Origin of the sequence: Marinobacter sp. DS40M6 (assembly GCF_028581595.1) — a bacterium.
Taxonomy (GTDB): Bacteria; Pseudomonadota; Gammaproteobacteria; order Pseudomonadales; family Oleiphilaceae; genus Marinobacter; species Marinobacter salarius.
Map to the genome: position 1 here is coordinate 304,387 of NZ_JAFCAE010000005.1, position 16,961 is coordinate 321,347.

Here is a 16,961-nt window from a genome sequence, read left to right on the forward strand (position 1 = left end):
ATGCGGGTGAGCTGGGATTATCCGCACACATGTAAGGTACCGATACAGAAAATGTGAACACTTTTTATGAAACTGGCGTCAACTTGGGTATACTCGCCACCGCGGGTTGCCCGGAAGAACTTCCTGTTCCTCTGCTGGTCACCGTTTTCCCGCACCAGACAAATTGCAGGGGCAAGACATAAGTCCCCTGAAGCCAGGAAGGCGCCCGCATCTTGCGACCAGACATCAAAGGAGATGATGTACGATGTACTCCGTATACCGAAGCACTGCCCGTTTTACCCCCCGTTTTGCCTTTTCCGCCCTTGCACTGACCGCCACCCTGTCGTTTCCCACTATGGCCGATGACAGCCAGCGAATTGACCAGCTGGAACAACGGCTGGATTCCATGCAGAAGCAGATGACCGAATCGAGCCTGGAAAAGGTTCGCCTTAACGGTTTTTTCAGCACCGGCTATACCCGCGCCAATAATGACGCCGGCTACGACGAGGCAACGGAACAATCCGACCTTGAAACCCTCAGCCTGTTCGGCCTGCAGAGCACCTTTTCACTGAGCCGCAACACCGACGCGGTATTGCAACTGGTGTCCCGTGGTAGCGAAGACTGGGACACGGAACTGGAATGGGGCTACCTGCGACAACAATTCAGCAATGGCTCTGAACTGCGGGCCGGTAAAATGCGCCTGCCGCTGTTTATGGAATCCGAGACCCTGGAGATTGGCTATGGTCAGCCCTGGGCGCGACCACCCGAAGCAGTCTACGACCCGGTGCCGGTTCGCAGCTATCTGGGCGCCGATGCGGCCTATACCATCAACCTCTCTGGCTCATCCATTCAGACACGCGCCTTTGCAGGACACCTTGACGATGATGCCGCCTCCCTTGGCCAGACCGTCAATGTGGAACTACGCAACATAACCGGCCTGACCGCCAACTGGACCAATTACCTCTGGACCTTCCGTGGCGTGTACGCCCATGCAGAAGCCACCATCGGCGGAACACCACCGCTTGGTGACGAAGAAAAAACCGAGTTCATGGGATTGGGCCTGTCCTACGACGATGGCAGCTGGCTGCTGATGTCGGAACTGACACGGGTTGAGGTGGACGGATTTTACCAGGACACCGACTCCGCCTACATCACGCTTGGCTACCGGGTAAAGGAAGTCACGCCCTATGTAACGGCTTCCTGGGTCGAAAGCCAGGACAACTACGAGCGTGACGGCACGCCACTGGAGGTACTGGACGTGCGCCGCCAGGCCTATAGCCTGGGCTTCCGCTGGGACATGACCACCTCGGTTGCCATGAAGGTGGACTGGACCCACGCCCGGGGCTTTGGCAAAACCACTGGGGGCCTGATTGGCAACCAACTGGATGCCCTGGCCGGCAATCCCGGCGGTCGATTCGACAGCACTGACGTATACACTGTCCGGCTTGATGCCGCATTTTGATCAGGAGGGACACCATGGCGATTCGACGCGTATCCGTGCCTGCATTGCTCATTGCGTTGTGCCTGTTGAGCAGTGTCTCGCGGGCGGAATTGGTGATCATCGGCCACCACGGTGGCCCGGATTCCATCACCGTGCAACAGGTGAAGGACATCTACCTGAACCGCAGCTCACGAATGCCTGACGGCCAGCGCGTGGTCGCGTTCCAGCTTCCAGCGGGCAACAGCATGCGGGATGAGTTCAATGACCTGATCACCGAGCGCAATGACGCCTGGCTGAAGTCGTTCTGGTCGCGGCAGGTTCTGACCGGAAAGGGCCATCCGCCAAGGGAGGTATCCTCGGCGAACAGCATGAAGAGTGTGGTGTCATCCACCCTGGGCAGTATCGGTTATCTCGATTCCACCCTGGTGGATGATTCCGTTAAGGTCCTGTTGACGCCGGAACCTTAAAACCCGCGCGGAACGGTCTGGGCCTCGACGAATTCGAACAGGCCTTCCAGGCCGCCTTCGCGACCAGTGCCGGACGCCTTCATGCCCCCGAACGGCGCTTCCGGCGTGGGTCCGGTACCGGTGTTCCAGCCGCAATGACCAAAACGCAGCCCGGCGGCCACCCGCTGGGCGCGCTCCGCGTCGGCCGTGAACACGTATGACGCCAGGCCAAATTCGGTGTCGTTACCGGCATCGATAACCTCGTCCTCAGTGCGGAAAGTGGCCATGGGCACCAGCGGCCCGAAGGTTTCCTCGCGGGAGCAGCACATGTCCCGGGTCACCCCGGAAATGACCGTCGGCGGGAAGAACAGGTGGCCATCCCCAAGGTCTGCCGGCATTTTGCCTGCCACCAGTTCACCACCCCGCTCAAGGGCGTCTTCCACGTGGCGCTTCACCTTATCAAACCCGGCTTTGTTGATCAGCGGGCCGAGGTCAACGTCTTCCGTCAAACCATTACCCACGGTCATGCGATTGACCCGGTCGGCAAGTTTCTGACCGAATTCATCCACCACTTTCTCGTGAACGAAAATCCGGTTGGCGCAGACACAGGTCTGGCCGCCGCCCCGGAACTTGTTGGCGATCAGGTTATCAGCAGCGGCATCCAGGTCCGCATCGTCAAAGACAATAAACGGTGCGTTGCCACCCAATTCCAGGGCCAGTTTCTTCACCTGATCTGCCGTATCCAGTATCAGCTTGCGGCCCACTTCGGTAGAGCCGGTGAAGCTGAGCATGGGCACGTCGGGGCTTTCGCAAAGCACCTTGCCGATCACACTGGCCTTGCCCATAACCAGGTTGACCATGCCGTCTGGCAGGTCGACGTGTTTGTCCATCAGCGCGAACAGCGCAATCATCGTCAGCGGCGTCTCACTGGCCGGCTTGATCACCGACGGGCACCCGGCCGCCAGGGCGGCAGACAACTTCTTGGCGATCATGCCAATGGGAAAGTTCCAGGGCGTGATCAGGCCGGTAACACCAACCGGGCGGTAGTGCACTGTCCAGGTACAGTCTTTCGGCTTTTCGGGAATGGTATGGGCGTCCAGCGCCTGAATGTGTTTGGAGCAGTAATCGAAGAACCCGGCGGCGTAATCGACCTCACCCTGAGCTTCCTTCAACGGCTTGCCGTGCTCCATGCACAGAATGCGGCCCACTTCCTCTTTATTGGCCCTGAGTGCATCACGAATATCTTCCAGCCACTTGCGACGGGTTTCGATGGAATAGGGACTGGTTAAACGAAGCGCAGACTTGCCCGCTTCAACGGCCTTGTACACTTCACTTTCGGACATCGATGCCACACTGGCAACCACCTCACCCGTGGCCGGGTTATAGACATCGAAGGTGTTACCGTCCGGCGATTCAGACCAGCGACCGCCGATGTAGCCAGTCAGCTTGGGAAGCAGTGGTGACTCGATCATCTCGGCTCCTTTTCACAATGTTCTCGGATTGTATAAATTGGGGTTTGCGTCAGTGTGATATGTCTCTCATAGTGGATGCAGAAACCGCCACTGTAAAGTCAGACCATGGTGTTTTGACCAGCGCCGGCGGGGGCCTATACTCGAACCATGTCATTATCAGGAGGCAGGAACATGAAGGCGTTTTTTCATCCCGCGCAGGACCAACATCTTCCCAAGACCTACTTCACCCGCGGCCAGATGCGTCAGCCCCAGGAAGTTCCTGATCGCACCGCTCAAATGCTGGAAGGCCTGAAGGCCATGGGCATTCCGGTGTTGCAGCCGGCAGACCAGGGTGCCGGTGCAATTTCAAAGGTCCACGATCTGGGCTATCTGCGCTTTTTGGAGTCTGCCCACCGGCGCTGGGCAAAGATGGAAGACTGGGGTGACGAAGTGATTTCCAACATCTTCGTCCGATCACCAAACGCCCTCAAAGGCATCCTGGCGGAAGCTGCACGCTACCAGGCCGATGGCAGCTGCCCCATCGGAGCCAACACCTGGGATGCCGCCTACTGGTCGGCCCAGACAGCGCTCGGCGCCGCTGACGCCCTGGTTGCCGGCGAGCGCCATGCCTATGCGGTGTGTCGCCCACCGGGCCACCACGCCCGAAAGGACGCCGCCGGCGGCTTCTGCTACCTCAACAATGCCGCGATTGCCGCAGAACATTTGAAACCCCGTTATCCCAGGATCGCCATACTGGACACCGACATGCACCACGGCCAGGGCATCCAGGAAATCTTCTATGACCGCAGCGATGTTCTCTATGTCTCGATTCATGGCGACCCCACCAATTTCTACCCGGTGGTCAGTGGCTATGAGGACGAGCGCGGTGAAGGCGAGGGACTTGGCTACAACATCAACCTACCGATGCCCCACGGCTCCTCGGAGGAAGATTTCTTCGCCAAACTGGATGAGGCACTGGCCGCCATTCGACTGTTCCAGCCAGACGTGCTGATACTTACCCTGGGATTCGACATCTACCACAACGACCCCCAGGCCAAGGTATCAGTGTCTTCGGAAGGCTTCTGTCGCCTCGGTTCCGACATCCGTCGCACCGGTCTTCCCACACTGGTTGTGCAGGAAGGCGGCTATGACCTGGAAGCCCTGAGTGCCAACGTGCAGCAGTTCTTCAAGGGGCTGGAAGGGTAACCACCTCAGTTCGCCGGGGCATACACCTTGATATTGGTGTGGCCCTCGGCTTTCAGGTGGCAGGCATGCATGCGGCTCATGGTGCCGCGGTCACAGTACAGCAGGTACTGCTTGTCGTCCGGCATCGATTGGATTCGCTCATTCAGTTCGTAGAACGGTATCTCCACCACCTGATTGCTGGTGAGCTGCAGGGGTGACTGCTCCCCTTCTGACGGGTGGCGCACGTCAATAATCACATCGTTCACAGCCGGTGTATGTACAAGCTCAACCTCTTCTGGCGTCCGGGTGGTTTCCAGAAGGCGGTTGACCGGCGTGTCCTGACGGCTGGCGATGGCCTGCTCCAAAACCCGGGTGTCCATAGCGGCTTCATCTTCCTCCACCCGATGCAGCTTGGCGCGGGTGGCCGGCTTACGGGAAATCACACCGCAGTACTCCGGCATGGTACGAGCAAATGGCTCAGTACCGATGTCCCGGGCGATGTTGATAATGGTTTCCTTGTCCATGGAAATCAGCGGCCGCAGTACCACCTCGTTACTGGCCCGGTCCACCACGTTGAGGTTTGACAGGGTCTGGCTGGACACCTGCGCCACGGCATCACCGGTCACCAGCCCCGCGGCGTTATTGGCGGCTGCAATGTCTGAGGCAGCTTTCAGCATCTGGCGCTTGAGCACCACCCCCCAATGTCGCTGGTTGACTGAACGCATGATTTCAGCGACCACGCCTTCAAAGGGTACGGAAATGAACTTGGCACCATGGGAAGCGCCGTAACGATCCCACAGGTAATGCACCACCTGGCGCACGCCAATTTCATGGGCGGGACCGCCCAGGCTGAAAAACAGGAAGTGGGAGCGAAGCCCCCGACGCATCATCAGGTAGGCCGCCACCGAGGAGTCATAACCACCGGACACCAATGTCATCACCGTTTCCACCGCGCCCAATGGGTAGCCGCCGGCACCACGATGTTTGCGATGCGCAATGTGATAGTGATCCTCATGGACCTCAATACGCACTTCAATATCCGGGTTGCGAAGGTTTACGCCCTCGGGCTCGGAAGCCTCAAACAGGGCGGAGCCGACAAAGCGCTCCAAATCAATCGAGCGAAACCCGTGATTACCGTGGCGGCGAACCCGAACCGCAAAGGTTTTTCCGCGGATACGGTCTGCGTAGGCTGCTACTGCCTGCTCCGCCACGTCGTCCATACTTATCCAGGGAAATACACCTATCTCCTGGATGGTCGAAATGCCCGGAATACGGCCCAACTCATCAATCACCGGGCCCGCAAGGCCGCGCCCATCCGGGATGGCCACATCAACCCTGTCCCAGGAACCCTCAACGTGGATATCGTCGTCCAGGCGTGCCAGCAGTTTGCGAATATTCTGCCGCAGGTGCCGCATCTGTTGCCGGCGAACGGGTTTGCTCTTGATGGCCACTTCGGCGGCGGGGCGTATAAGGAGTTTCATAAATCGGACGTCTGTCGGGTAGCGTAATTACAGTAAAGCGCTTAGTGTAACGGTTTCGCCGTTTGCCTCAAAATCAGGCATTCCCGATACTCGCTATACTCATATAAAAAGGCATCGCCCTGACGCCAGGGGCCCGCAGAACATTCAGGAGCTTTTGCGTTCATGACCGAATCCACCATCAATGCCCTGGTATCTCCAGAAGGCAGCCTGGAAATCCTCTCCAACTTTGAAGTCAACCGGCTCAAGGACCGAAGCGAAGGAGGGCTGTATCGGCTTTTCCGGCAATGCGCCCTGGCCGTGCTCAATACCGGTGTTGAAACCGACGACTGTAAAACCCTGATGGAAGCCCATGCGGATTTTGACGTTCGCCTGGTGCCACAGCCACGGGGTCTGAAACTGGAGCTGGTCAATGCACCCGCCCACGCCTTCGTGGACGGGCAAATGCTGCGCGCCATCCGCGAACACCTGTTTTCGGTATTGCGGGATATTATCTATTCCTACTCAATCCCCCAGTCCGCGGTCGGTCTTCGCCGGGACGACCCGGAAGGCATCACCAACCTGATTTTTCACATCCTCCGTAACGCCCGTGTATTACAGGCAGGGCGTCATCCGGACCTGGTGGTGTGCTGGGGTGGCCACTCCATCAACGAGCGCGAATATCAGTACAGCAAGGAAGTGGGCCACCAGCTTGGTTTGCGAGGATTGAGCATTTGCACCGGTTGCGGCCCCGGCGCCATGAAAGGCCCGATGAAAGGCGCCACCATTGGCCATGCCAAACAGCGGGTGAAGAACGGCCGTTACATTGGCCTGACGGAACCGGGCATCATCGGTGCCGAAGCGCCAAACCCGATCGTCAACGAGCTGGTGATCATGCCGGATATCGAGAAACGCCTCGAAGCCTTCGTTCGGACGGGCCACGGCGTGATTGTGTTCCCCGGTGGTGTGGGTACCGCCGAGGAAATACTCTATCTGCTCGGCATCCTGCTGCACCCGGACAACGCCGACCTGCCCTTCCCGGTCGTCTTTACCGGCCAGCAGGAAAACGCGGAATACTTCGAGATGATCGACCAGTTCATTCGCAACGCGCTGGGCGATGAAGCCGCCAGCAAGTACGAAATCATCATCGACGACCCGGACAAAGTCGCCCGCACGATGAAACAGGGCATGAAGGACGTGGAAACCTTCCGCCGGGCCATGCAGGACGCCTACTATTTCAACTGGATGCTGAAGATCGACCCGGTGTTCCAGATGCCGTTCGAGCCCACCCATAAAAGCATGCGGGCACTGGCGCTACACCGTCACCAGCCGGTTCACCTGATTGCCGCGAATCTGCGCAAGGCGTTCAGTGGCATCGTTGCCGGCAACGTCAAGGAAAGCGGCATACGCCACGTGCAAGCCAAGGGGCCATTTGAAATTTCCGGCGATCCGGAGCTACTGGCACCCCTGGAAGCGATGCTGAAAGAGTTCGTCGCCCAGGACCGGATGAAACTGCCCGGTTCCGGTGCTTACGAACCCAGTTACCGGATTATCAGCGAAGCAACGCCCGCCACACCCTGACGATGATGGGGATTATTCCCCACCATCCGCCGGAAGGCTGGCGTAATAAGCGGCCAGGTTGGCAATGTCCTCATCGCTGAGGCCCGCCGCCTGGCCCTGCATGATGGCGGCCTGGCCACCGTTGCGCTGCTTGTTCTTGTACGCCTTGAGCGAAGACACGAGGTATTGTTCGTTCTGTCCTGCCAGGTTGGGGTAACCCGGAATGGCCGCGATGCCATTCTTGCCATGGCAGGCTGCGCACACGGCGGCCTTGGCTTTACCGGCCTCAGCATCACCAGCGGCTATGGTAACGGCGGGAGCGGCAGCCCCCAACACGAACACGGCAGCAGCCAGGGTGTGGTATTTCAGTCTCATTGGTTTTACCCTCTCATCGTTTTATAGCCCGACAGGATTCTGCCGGTGCGCAAGTTGCACGAATTTATAGCACAGCAAGAACAAAGCTCAAATGTGATGGATCAATAATCACCCCATTCGATGCGGAGAAGTCGACATGCCCATTCAGGTTCAGGAAATCGCGTGCAGGGAAGGCAACATCGGCCTGATCACCCTGGATTCACCGGCCACTCTGAACGCCCTGTCCGCGTCGATGATCCACGAAACCCAGGCCGTACTGGATCAGTGGGCCGAAGCTGACCACATCAGCCTGGTTATATTCCGCGGCGCCGGTGAACGTGCCTTCTGCGCAGGCGGTAATATCCGCGAACTTTATGGCGCCCTGTCCGGCGACGAAGATCCGGACGCACCGGCCGAGTTCTTTGCCAGCGAGTATCGCCTGGACTATACCATTCACTGCTTCCCCAAACCGGTGATCGCCATTGGCCACGGCGTGGTGATGGGCGGGGGGCTTGGCATTTTCTCCGCTTGCCGCTACCGCCTGGTAACGCCCGATGTCACATTGGCCATGCCGGAGATCACCATCGGCCTGTTTCCCGATGTTGGTGCAAGCTGGTTCCTCAATCGGCTGCCAGGCCGCATCGGTCTGTTCATGGGGCTGACCGGAGCGCGGCTGAACGTCTCTGACGCGTTGAGGGTTGGCCTGGCCGATATGGCCATCCTGCCAGATCAGGTGGAATCATTGATAGAGCGGTTGAAGGAGGAGCGCTGGACCGGTGAATCAGCGGCTGATGACAACCGCCTGTTCCGGCTCGTCAAGCAACTTGAGCATCCGGACTACAGGGCGCTGCCAACCAGTGAACTGGCGCGCCATGAACAGGACATCGCCAGGCTGAGCGCAGGCGATGAACTCCCGGCCATTGTTGAAAATCTCCTGGCGGCGGAGATCGACAGCGACTGGTGGCAAGGCTGTGTGAAAAACCTGCGCGGCGGCTGCCCGGTTACCGCCTGGCTGGTCTGGACCCAGCTAAAGAAGGCACAGCAAATGTCACTGAAGGACGTCTTCCGGATGGAATACACCATGGCCGCCCGCTGCACCCAGCGGCCAGATTTGCGGGAGGGTATCAGAGCCAGGCTGATCGACAAGGATCACAAGCCCACCTGGTCATTCCCGAGCGTCAGCGACGTGCCCGACACAGTGGTTGAAGAACACTTCGAGCCGGAACTGGACGACAGCAACGACCCCATGGCACTGAGCTGAACGGGCCGCAAGCCCGCATCATAGCTCGGCGCCGGCCTGGATCATAGCTCGGCGCCGGCCTGGATCAGCAACATCTCGATATCCCGGTTGTTGCTGGCACGCGCCAGATCCAGAGCCGTTCGCCCATCGCTACCGCGATAGTTGACGTCTGCACCCGCCGCCAGCAGCATCTCGGCGGTCAGTAAATCCCCGCCTTCGACAATGTGCATCAGCAGCGAGTGGCCACCCTGATTCACATTGACGTTCGCCCCGGCGGCCAACAGTACTTTCACCACGGAAAGATGACCGTTACGGGCTGCGCGGATCACCGGCGTTGTACCCTCGCCGTCAGATGCATTTACGCTGGCGCCGGCCGACAACAACAGTTGCACGATCCGCCGATGGCCATCCCCTGAGGCGATCATCAGTGGCGTGACACCACTTGCCGTGGCCAGGTCCGGCGCTGCACCTTCGCTGAGCAGGAACCAGACAATTCGGTCCTCGCCTGCCCTGACCGCCGCCGAGAGCGGCGTGCCGGCCTCAGTCAGTGTGTTCAAAGACATGCCAGAGGCTGCAAGCGACTTGGTTTGTTCAAGGTTTCCGTTGCTGACCGCCGCCATCAAGGGCGTATCCGCCACCGACGCACGACGCTGCTCAAGGTTGGATGGATCTGTGCTCGTCGCACACGCTGTCATCAGCGCGCTTGCGACCAGGACGGCCAGAAATCTCACGAGGATGGTGCCGGTTCCCTGGGCCATGGTGATTCAGTCTCTGTTGATTTATTTTTGCGGATATTCTGGTCAGTCGTCGGCGGCAATGAAAGCGAGCGGTTCACAAGTCCGGCCGGTTCTGCAAAATATCGCCCACCAGAGAGCGCAATTCCGCTTCGCCTGCCTCCCGGCCCACGCATTCACCGTTCGCCTGCAACTCGAGCCACGACCAACCCTGTAGCACCGCCCTGGCCCAGAGGGAGCGCGAACGTTCGTCAGCCATCCCGTTGACGACGCCTGCTTGCAATGACAGCCGTCTCAGTACCGGCAAGGCCAGATCGAAGCCCCGATAGCCATGGGCAAAACTGTGCAGGTCCCTGAAATCATCCTCATTGAGCGGTCTGTCAGCGGGAAGGCCGCAGGTTATCCGCAGAATCAACTCCGGCTCTGCGTCTATCCAGTTGCGCGGCACGAGGGTGAGCCAGTGCTCCGTCAACCTGCCACGCAAATGATCTGTCAGCGCCTTACCTTGCGCAGACACCCCGGCCAGCAACTGCAGGGGATACTCGCCGCTGCTGGCTTCGCGCTTCAGCCCGAGACGAACCGGCTCCAACCCGCACCGCTGCCAGAACGACAACAACCCGGCGTTACCGCCGAAACTGGTACCGATACCGTCCAGCCCCTGCTTGCACGCATAATCATTTGCAGCCGCCACCAGTGTCTGCCCCAGCCCCTCACCGCGAACCTCGGCACTCACGGCAATCCGCACGATGCGCAACAGACTCTGGCAGGCTGCTTTGGCAAATCCACTGTGGGTCGCCAGGGACTGGGGCAAGAGATGCCCCCGCAAGCGGCGCTTGCCCAACATGACCTGCTCTGCAAGCTCGCTGTCCAGCCCCCCTTCCACCGTTGCCCATAGCACGCCGACCAGAACACCACCCCGGGTCAGACGCCAACTCACCGCGGCCGGATCGTCCATCCACTGGCGCAAGTCACCGGGTGAGGTTCGGTAGTGGGCATCCACCAGCAAACCGAAGGCCTCCTCCAATTCATTGTCTTCTGCGGTACCCGGGTTCCAGCGTTCAACGGCGATATTCACTTCGTCATCACTGACGGGTGGTGCCTGGGCATCCAGCAAAAACATCCGACGCGTCAACGGCTCCAGGGGGTCAGAGGCAGACCATCGTATGGGCGCCGTAAGCGATGTGTTGCGCCAGTGAGGCGTTTCGGCATCCAGCACCGAGCGAAAACGGATGGCAAAGCCTCTACCGGAACCTTCATAACCGTGCACCGTGGAAGCGTAAATCACCCTGGGCCAACCCAGCAGTATCCGCTTGAGCAGATCTGCCGGTACGGCGGCGGCTTCATCCACCATCACCACTTCGGCCTCCGGCTTTTCAGCAAGCAGCCGGTCCAGGGGCCAGTATTCCAGCCGCCCCTGATCGCCCACCGCAACATCGCCCGTGCCCATGTCAGGATCAGAGGCCTGCCCGCTGGCCAGGCGGGCGTGGTGAAACAACGTTTTCACCGCATCCGGCCCGGGCGCCGTCACAACCACGCGCCGCCGCCCTTCATTCAGAAGACGAACCGCCGACAGGCCCAGTGCCGCAGACTTACCCCGCCCCCGGTCCGCCGTCACCACCAGCGGTCGCCGACGCCGCCCCAGCCCCGTTTGAACAACTTCTTCCACAAGCGCACGCTGGTCATCGGTGGCGCCTACCCGGAAGGCATCGCGGGGTGGTTCAGCCGTTGGCAGTGGCGGCTGAGGGTCAACAGACGGGGTGATACGAATACTATCGGGATTACCGGCCACAACTCCGGCCAGACGAGCCGCAAACGAATGCTGACCGGCTCCGTCCAATCCGGTGCGCCGGTAATCCGGATCGTCGAAATCGCCCCATTCTTCCAGCTTCGGCATCAGCCAGAAAAACAGACCACCGGCCGCGAGGGTTCCCGACAACGCCGCAAAACCGTCTGGTGGATTCCCCCGCCAGCCATCCCAGACCACGCAAGCCAGCTCCTGTCCCAGCCAGCGACGTCCCTCGACCGGTTTGATCGAAGTCAGCGAGGATTCCGGCTGATCCTCAACCGGCCCGGTCCAGACGCCGGGCGCTATCGACAATACTGGAAGAAGTTCCCGCAGCCACGTAAGAGAGGCTGCCCGATCGCCTTCCAGAACCACCAACCGCCGATGTCCGGAAGCCCGCAACCCGGCTTGCAGCTCCTGCCACCCGGCCAGATCAGGCCCGTTCAACCCGGTTTGATCAACCATTCACTCAGCTCAAATCCACGGAGTGACGCTTGAGATCTTCCAGCTTCGAATACTTCAGCGCCGAACGATGCGTCGCACGCAGCTTCACACGCGGCGCACTATCGGCCTCAAACGCCTCCTGCCAGCGGGATGCACACAGGCACCAGGAATCCCCTTCTTTCAAACCGGGGAAACCAAATTCAGGTCTTGGTGTACTCAGATCGTTACCCTGAGCACTTGAATATTCCAGAAAATCATCTGTGACGACTGCACAGACAACGTGGGCCCCCAGGTCATCCGGGCCAGTGTTGCAACACCCATCCCGATAAAACCCGGTTTCCGGATCTGTACCACAAATTTCCAACTTCTCACCCAGCACGTTCACCGGTTCTGCAGTTGTAGCCATAACATCATTCTCCAAATTCAGAGGGAGGGTTTGGGGGTTCTCTTCCAAAACTGTGCGGAGCCATGGATGGCGGAGCCCAAGCGCCACATGGACGTGCTTGAGCGTGTTTTGGAAGAGAACCCCCAAACCCTCCTGCACCCAATATGCGGTCAATCCCGACGAGCAGAAAAGCAAAAGTTATCAGGATTATGCGGCACCAGTATCAGCACTACCAGTCGCCGGGTACAATACACAGCATGTCGCCCCCACCCCAAATACCTGAAACCTCCAATCTGCCCGATTACCTCACTGATGAGCAAAGGGCCATCATCACCGCAGGTTTTGAACATGCGGTAATCACCGCCGTGGCGGGCAGTGGAAAAACGTCCACTCTGGCCTGGCGCATCCGCTATCTGCTAGAACAGGGACATGATCCGAACCGTATGCTGGTGTTGATGTTCAACCGCGCTGCGCGGGTGGACTTCGAGCACAAACTTCAGGACGTAACACGTAACTTGGGCCTGGCGACACCTGAAATTCGCACCTACCACGCCATGGGGCTACGGCTTTACAAGCGGTTCGTGCGGGAGGGTTTCCTGCCCGGGTTTTCCGACAAGATCCTCACCGACCAGGAAATCAGCTATCAGGCCTGGCAGCTTACACGGCGATTGGCGCCCGAGGACCTAGCCGACGAGATCCGCCGTAACAAGAAAGACTTTGTCGAAACCGCCGTTAACTTCATCGACCTGGTGAAAACCACCCTGTCCCCGGTGGACATCGTCTTTGAGGAACTCGGCTATTCCGACAAACACCGCTACCTGATCGACCTGTTCCACAGCTTTGAACAGTGGCGCAAATCCCAGAGCCGCATCAGCTACGCCGACATGCTCTACGAACCGGTGATGGCCATTCACCAGAACCCGCCCTTACAGCGCCTGGTCGGCAACAAAATGGACCTGGTACTGGTGGATGAGTATCAGGACACCAACGAAATCCAGCATCTACTGCTCAGATACGTGGCCGGTGACCGGGCACGGGTGACTGTCGTGGGCGATCCGGATCAGACGATTTACGAATTCCGGGGCGCCAGACCCGATTTTATACTCAGGCGTTTCAGCGAAGAGTTTGAAAGCCCACTGGAGCAGACCCTGAGCTATACCTTCCGGTATGGCCATCAGGTGGCTCTGCTGGCCAATCACCTGATCTGTCACAACACCGGTCGCAAGGATGTGCTCTGCCATTCCCATCCAACCACACCTGAGACCGGCATCACCCTGCACCAGCAGGAAAACGACAGTGATCTCGTCCTGAAACTACTGCAACCCATGGACGACGAAGCACTTGCCAACACGGCGATCCTGTTCAGGGTGTGGAGCCAGAGTGTTCCTATCGAATTGAAATTGCTCGCGCGACAAGTGCCCTACCGTATCGACGCCGGAAAGGGAGCCCTGTTCAGTCGCGAGGTTCAGGCCATCACCAGCCTGTTGATGGTGGTGTCGGGCCGGATTCGCAATCTGCCTGATGAAGACCGGCTTGATATTGCCCGGCAATTGCTGCGTTTCCCCCATGTGGGCCTCAAGGAGCCCGAGCTCGAACAGCTGGCACGCTTTCTGGCTGGGTTCGGCGAGGGCTGGCACGAGCGGCTGCTGGCCATGGACTTTGACGCACTGGCCCCCATGGCGGCCAAAAAGCTCCGCAAGCTGGGGGAAACACTGGCACAGCTGGAGCGCTTCAAAGGCTCAGTGGCAGATCTGATATCCCGCTATGCGGAGGAAACCGAACTCTACGAGGGCATTCGCAGCCTGGCACTGACCCATGAAACCGCGGACGAACGCATCGAGACCATCCGGGGCTTCCGGCTGTACCTCTCGGGACTCGATGTCAGCATTGACGGCGCGCTGGAACACCTCAAGGCTCTGAAGAAACAGGCGGGTGAAAATCGCCATGGCGGCGCCTTGCTCTCCACCATCCACCGAACCAAGGGCCTGGAATGGTCGACCGTTATACTGCCGGGACTGCAGGAGAAGTACCTGCCCTACAGCCCCCGAGCCCAGGACGACCCCAAGGCCTTCCTGGAAAGTGAACGCCGCCTGCTCTATGTGGCCATGACCCGAACCCGGGAGCAGCTACACCTGATCACCCGGCCATTCGGAGAAAAAAGACACCTTGACGGCGACCAGGGCCCAAGCCGGTTTGTCGATGAGTTGTGCTTTCCACTGTCCCAAGAGTTTGGCCAGTGGCTGGGCGGGCGTTCCTGCGACAGCGCTGACGCACTGACAGCCACCGTACCACTGACGTCGACCGGTCTTCGCTATGCGCACCTTCAAGGCGTCACATTGCAGACAAGTACGGAAGCAACGGCCGAGGAGACGACACCGCTCTGGGCAAGAAACCGTCTCAGCCATGCCATCTTCGGGCCGGGCTCAGTGACGGGGGAGGACGAACGGTCCTTCGAAGTCGCTTTCGACAACGGTGACACCCTGAATTTCAGCAAAAAAAGTGCCCACCTGTATTTTACCGCCATGTCATCAAGGGCCTGAGTACAATTGCGGACGTAACACTGGCCCTCTTTTTTTGTTTTTTTGAATCCCCTGACTTAAATTTCACGTAAGTACGCTGCAGCAATGCTTTATGCGAAAGTACGACATGAGTACTTTTTACAACGATAATTGAACAGGAGGTTCTGCATGAATATCATGCGCCCACTGGCCATTGCGGCCCTGACGACATCCCTTGCGACCCCCGCACTCGCCGAACGCGAGCAAACCATTTACCTGAACCCGTTTGCCGGCTTCCAGCTGTTTGACGACAAGCGCGACCTCAGTGAAACCGGCACCCTGGGCATTGGCGCGGAATTTCGCTTCCACCCCAACTGGGCCGTGGAAGGCGTCTATTCCAAGGCGGATGCCGATCGTAAGTACGTCAATGGCAGTAGCGACTTTGAAGAATATCGACTGGACGGCCTCTATTACTTTGCCGGCCAGGATGAAGCCTGGAATCCGTATGTCTCGGCTGGTGCCGGCCACGCGGACTTCGGCGACGATGTGCTGAGCTACCAGACAGCCGGTTCCAATCATGACGAAACCCGCGTCAACGTCGGGGCGGGCTTCCGTTACAACGTCAGTGACAGCGTTTCCATTCGCGCGGACCTGCGCGAGTTCCATGGCATTGACGAAAGCACCTTCGATACCCAGGCAACCCTTGGCCTGAGCTTTGCCTTCTCTCGCACCGTCGCGGACTCAAAGCCCTCACCACGCAAAGCCGCAGACAGCGACAACGATGGCGTGCCGGATAACCGCGATCAGTGCGCCGGAACACCTGCAGGTGTGAACGTTGACAGCAATGGTTGTGAGCGTGACAACGACGGTGACGGCGTCGCCAACAGCATGGACCAGTGCCCCAACACACCGGCGGGCGCCAGCGTCAACAGCCGTGGTTGTGAACTGGACAGCGACAACGATGGCGTGGTGAACAGCGCGGACCAGTGCCCCGGCACGACTGCAGGCGCAGACGTGGATGCCATGGGTTGTGAAGGCGTGACAGAAACCGTCGAAACCATCGAGCTGAACGTACAGTTCCCGACCAACAGTTCGGTGATCGGCAATGCCTTCGACAATGAAATTCGCCGCGTCGCCAATTTCATGCTCGAGTATCCGGAAACCAACGTGGAAATCGCCGGTCACAGTGACAGCATTGGCGAGGCGGAATACAACCGCTTCCTGTCCCAGCGCCGTGCCGAGGCAGTTGCCACCCGGCTGACCGATGCCCTGGGCATCAGTGAGGACCGTGTGAATGCCGTTGGTTACGGTGAGTCCGAGCCGGTTGCCAGTAACGAGACCGCTGCTGGCCGCGCGGAGAACCGTCGGGTTGAGGCTCGCATTCAGGTTCGCCGTTAAGCGTCGACGTTGATCCTGTACAGACATCCTGTGCAGATCAGCTCAACGAAAAGGCGCCTTCGGGCGCCTTTTTTATTGGCGGGCAGGCGCCCTTAATTTCATGCTCGCGAGAGAATGCCGTGAAGCGAATGTTGTTCGTCTTTATTCTCACATGGGGTATACCCGCTGCTGCGTGGCCCCAGGTTTACCGGTGCGATGCCGGTGGTGATACTCGCTTTTCGGACCAGCCCTGCGGGGAAGACTCCGAGGAAATCACCATCCGTGACAACCGGATTGGCGGCAATTTTGGCCAGAACCTCCCGCCGTCACCCAAGCGTGATGAAACAGTGGAAGAACCGGAAAAAAGCACACAGGAGGCGATCAGTGAAGACACCTGCCGCTTTATTAACTCCACCGACCTGCGGCGCTATCTGGTGCGGGAACAGGTGGTGAAAGGCATGACCAAAGAGCATGTTCTAGAAGCCTTTGGCCGACCTCCGGAAACCTACCCCACACCCCAGGAAACCTGGGTATACCAGACGAAATACTATGGCGCCCTTTATGAACTGACCTACGTGTATTTTCGGGACGGCTGCGTGGAAGATGTAGTGTACCGAAAGCCCTGAG

The 16,961-nt window shown here is 59.0% G+C and carries 14 protein-coding genes; 8 read left to right on the forward strand and 6 right to left on the reverse strand.

The annotated features are described in order from the left end of the window. Nucleotides 1-244 precede the first annotated feature (244 nt). Together JJO78_RS15195 and JJO78_RS15200 are read left to right on the forward strand one after the other, a co-directional pair. Nucleotides 245-1,441 carry a hypothetical protein gene (locus JJO78_RS15195; protein WP_075195641.1) on the forward strand — a complete coding sequence of 399 codons (1,197 nt, stop codon included), beginning with the start codon at nucleotides 245-247 and terminating at the stop codon, nucleotides 1,439-1,441. 14 nt (nucleotides 1,442-1,455) lie between these two features. Next, nucleotides 1,456-1,887: a phosphate ABC transporter substrate-binding protein gene (locus JJO78_RS15200; RefSeq protein WP_081899327.1), complete on the forward strand. Its 432-nt coding sequence runs from the start codon at nucleotides 1,456-1,458 to the stop codon at nucleotides 1,885-1,887. On the opposite strand, the gene JJO78_RS15205 is transcribed toward JJO78_RS15200, so the two are convergent. Continuing rightward, nucleotides 1,884-3,338, reverse strand: a complete 1,455-nt coding sequence (locus JJO78_RS15205) for an NAD-dependent succinate-semialdehyde dehydrogenase (protein ID WP_036211077.1) — start codon at nucleotides 3,336-3,338, stop codon at nucleotides 1,884-1,886. The two genes, JJO78_RS15200 and JJO78_RS15205, sit on opposite strands and share 4 nt — an antisense overlap. 171 nt (nucleotides 3,339-3,509) lie before the next feature. Here JJO78_RS15205 and JJO78_RS15210 point away from each other — a divergent pair, with 171 nt between their 5' ends. After that, on the forward strand, nucleotides 3,510-4,523 hold the full coding sequence (locus JJO78_RS15210; RefSeq protein ID WP_036211081.1) for a histone deacetylase family protein: 1,014 nt from the start codon (nucleotides 3,510-3,512) through the stop codon (nucleotides 4,521-4,523). 5 nt (nucleotides 4,524-4,528) lie between these two features. On the opposite strand, the gene thiI is transcribed toward JJO78_RS15210, so the two are convergent. Continuing rightward, complete coding sequence (gene thiI, locus JJO78_RS15215; RefSeq protein ID WP_075195640.1) at nucleotides 4,529-5,983, reverse strand: tRNA uracil 4-sulfurtransferase ThiI; 1,455 nt, start codon at nucleotides 5,981-5,983, stop codon at nucleotides 4,529-4,531. A gap of 162 nt (nucleotides 5,984-6,145) precedes the next feature. On the opposite strand from thiI, the gene ppnN reads away from it, so the two are divergent. Next, complete coding sequence (gene ppnN, locus JJO78_RS15220) at nucleotides 6,146-7,540, forward strand: nucleotide 5'-monophosphate nucleosidase PpnN (RefSeq protein ID WP_075195639.1); 1,395 nt, start codon at nucleotides 6,146-6,148, stop codon at nucleotides 7,538-7,540. A gap of 12 nt (nucleotides 7,541-7,552) precedes the next feature. Here ppnN and JJO78_RS15225 read toward each other — a convergent pair whose 3' ends face one another. Next, a complete protein-coding gene (locus JJO78_RS15225) occupies nucleotides 7,553-7,894 on the reverse strand; it encodes a c-type cytochrome (protein ID WP_075195638.1) in 342 nt (113 codons plus the stop codon). A gap of 136 nt (nucleotides 7,895-8,030) precedes the next feature. On the opposite strand from JJO78_RS15225, the gene JJO78_RS15230 reads away from it, so the two are divergent. Next, nucleotides 8,031-9,134: an enoyl-CoA hydratase/isomerase family protein gene (locus tag JJO78_RS15230; protein ID WP_075195637.1), complete on the forward strand. Its 1,104-nt coding sequence runs from the start codon at nucleotides 8,031-8,033 to the stop codon at nucleotides 9,132-9,134. 41 nt (nucleotides 9,135-9,175) lie between these two features. Here the strand turns inward: JJO78_RS15230 and JJO78_RS15235 are convergent, their stop codons facing one another. The 3 genes from JJO78_RS15235 to JJO78_RS15245 all read right to left on the reverse strand — a co-directional run bounded on the left by JJO78_RS15235 (nucleotide 9,176) and on the right by JJO78_RS15245 (nucleotide 12,480). Continuing rightward, on the reverse strand, nucleotides 9,176-9,871 hold the full coding sequence (locus JJO78_RS15235) for an ankyrin repeat domain-containing protein (RefSeq protein ID WP_036211096.1): 696 nt from the start codon (nucleotides 9,869-9,871) through the stop codon (nucleotides 9,176-9,178). Nucleotides 9,872-9,944: 73 nt separating this feature from the next. Beyond that, complete coding sequence (locus JJO78_RS15240) at nucleotides 9,945-12,095, reverse strand: tRNA(Met) cytidine acetyltransferase TmcA (RefSeq protein WP_273623993.1); 2,151 nt, start codon at nucleotides 12,093-12,095, stop codon at nucleotides 9,945-9,947. Nucleotides 12,096-12,099: 4 nt separating this feature from the next. After that, entirely contained in the window at nucleotides 12,100-12,480 is a 381-nt protein-coding gene (locus JJO78_RS15245; protein ID WP_041336370.1) for a DUF2237 family protein, read from the reverse strand. Between the two features lie 188 nt (nucleotides 12,481-12,668). Between JJO78_RS15245 and JJO78_RS15250 the strand changes: the two genes are divergently transcribed. The 3 genes from JJO78_RS15250 to JJO78_RS15260 all read left to right on the forward strand — a co-directional run bounded on the left by JJO78_RS15250 (nucleotide 12,669) and on the right by JJO78_RS15260 (nucleotide 16,960). Further along, nucleotides 12,669-14,999, forward strand: a complete 2,331-nt coding sequence (locus tag JJO78_RS15250) for an ATP-dependent helicase (RefSeq protein WP_075195635.1) — start codon at nucleotides 12,669-12,671, stop codon at nucleotides 14,997-14,999. Nucleotides 15,000-15,146: 147 nt separating this feature from the next. Continuing rightward, nucleotides 15,147-16,355: an OmpA family protein gene (locus tag JJO78_RS15255; protein ID WP_041332481.1), complete on the forward strand. Its 1,209-nt coding sequence runs from the start codon at nucleotides 15,147-15,149 to the stop codon at nucleotides 16,353-16,355. Nucleotides 16,356-16,483: 128 nt separating this feature from the next. Beyond that, complete coding sequence (locus tag JJO78_RS15260) at nucleotides 16,484-16,960, forward strand: DUF4124 domain-containing protein (protein WP_075195634.1); 477 nt, start codon at nucleotides 16,484-16,486, stop codon at nucleotides 16,958-16,960. Nucleotide 16,961 lies beyond the last annotated feature (1 nt).

Bases quoted from the DNA above. Each gene is read 5' to 3' on its own strand.
- JJO78_RS15195 (WP_075195641.1), top strand. From the start codon at position 245: ATGTACTCCGTATACCGAAGCACTGCCCGTTTTACCCCCCGTTTTGCC.
- JJO78_RS15200 (WP_081899327.1), top strand. From the start codon at position 1,456: ATGGCGATTCGACGCGTATCCGTGCCTGCATTGCTCATTGCGTTGTGC.
- JJO78_RS15205 (WP_036211077.1), bottom strand. From the start codon at position 3,338: ATGATCGAGTCACCACTGCTTCCCAAGCTGACTGGCTACATCGGCGGT.
- JJO78_RS15210 (WP_036211081.1), top strand. From the start codon at position 3,510: ATGAAGGCGTTTTTTCATCCCGCGCAGGACCAACATCTTCCCAAGACC.
- thiI (WP_075195640.1), bottom strand. From the start codon at position 5,983: ATGAAACTCCTTATACGCCCCGCCGCCGAAGTGGCCATCAAGAGCAAA.
- ppnN (WP_075195639.1), top strand. From the start codon at position 6,146: ATGACCGAATCCACCATCAATGCCCTGGTATCTCCAGAAGGCAGCCTG.
- JJO78_RS15225 (WP_075195638.1), bottom strand. From the start codon at position 7,894: ATGAGACTGAAATACCACACCCTGGCTGCTGCCGTGTTCGTGTTGGGG.
- JJO78_RS15230 (WP_075195637.1), top strand. From the start codon at position 8,031: ATGCCCATTCAGGTTCAGGAAATCGCGTGCAGGGAAGGCAACATCGGC.
- JJO78_RS15235 (WP_036211096.1), bottom strand. From the start codon at position 9,871: ATGGCCCAGGGAACCGGCACCATCCTCGTGAGATTTCTGGCCGTCCTG.
- JJO78_RS15240 (WP_273623993.1), bottom strand. From the start codon at position 12,095: ATGGTTGATCAAACCGGGTTGAACGGGCCTGATCTGGCCGGGTGGCAG.
- JJO78_RS15245 (WP_041336370.1), bottom strand. From the start codon at position 12,480: ATGGCTACAACTGCAGAACCGGTGAACGTGCTGGGTGAGAAGTTGGAA.
- JJO78_RS15250 (WP_075195635.1), top strand. From the start codon at position 12,669: ATGCGGCACCAGTATCAGCACTACCAGTCGCCGGGTACAATACACAGC.
- JJO78_RS15255 (WP_041332481.1), top strand. From the start codon at position 15,147: ATGAATATCATGCGCCCACTGGCCATTGCGGCCCTGACGACATCCCTT.
- JJO78_RS15260 (WP_075195634.1), top strand. From the start codon at position 16,484: ATGTTGTTCGTCTTTATTCTCACATGGGGTATACCCGCTGCTGCGTGG.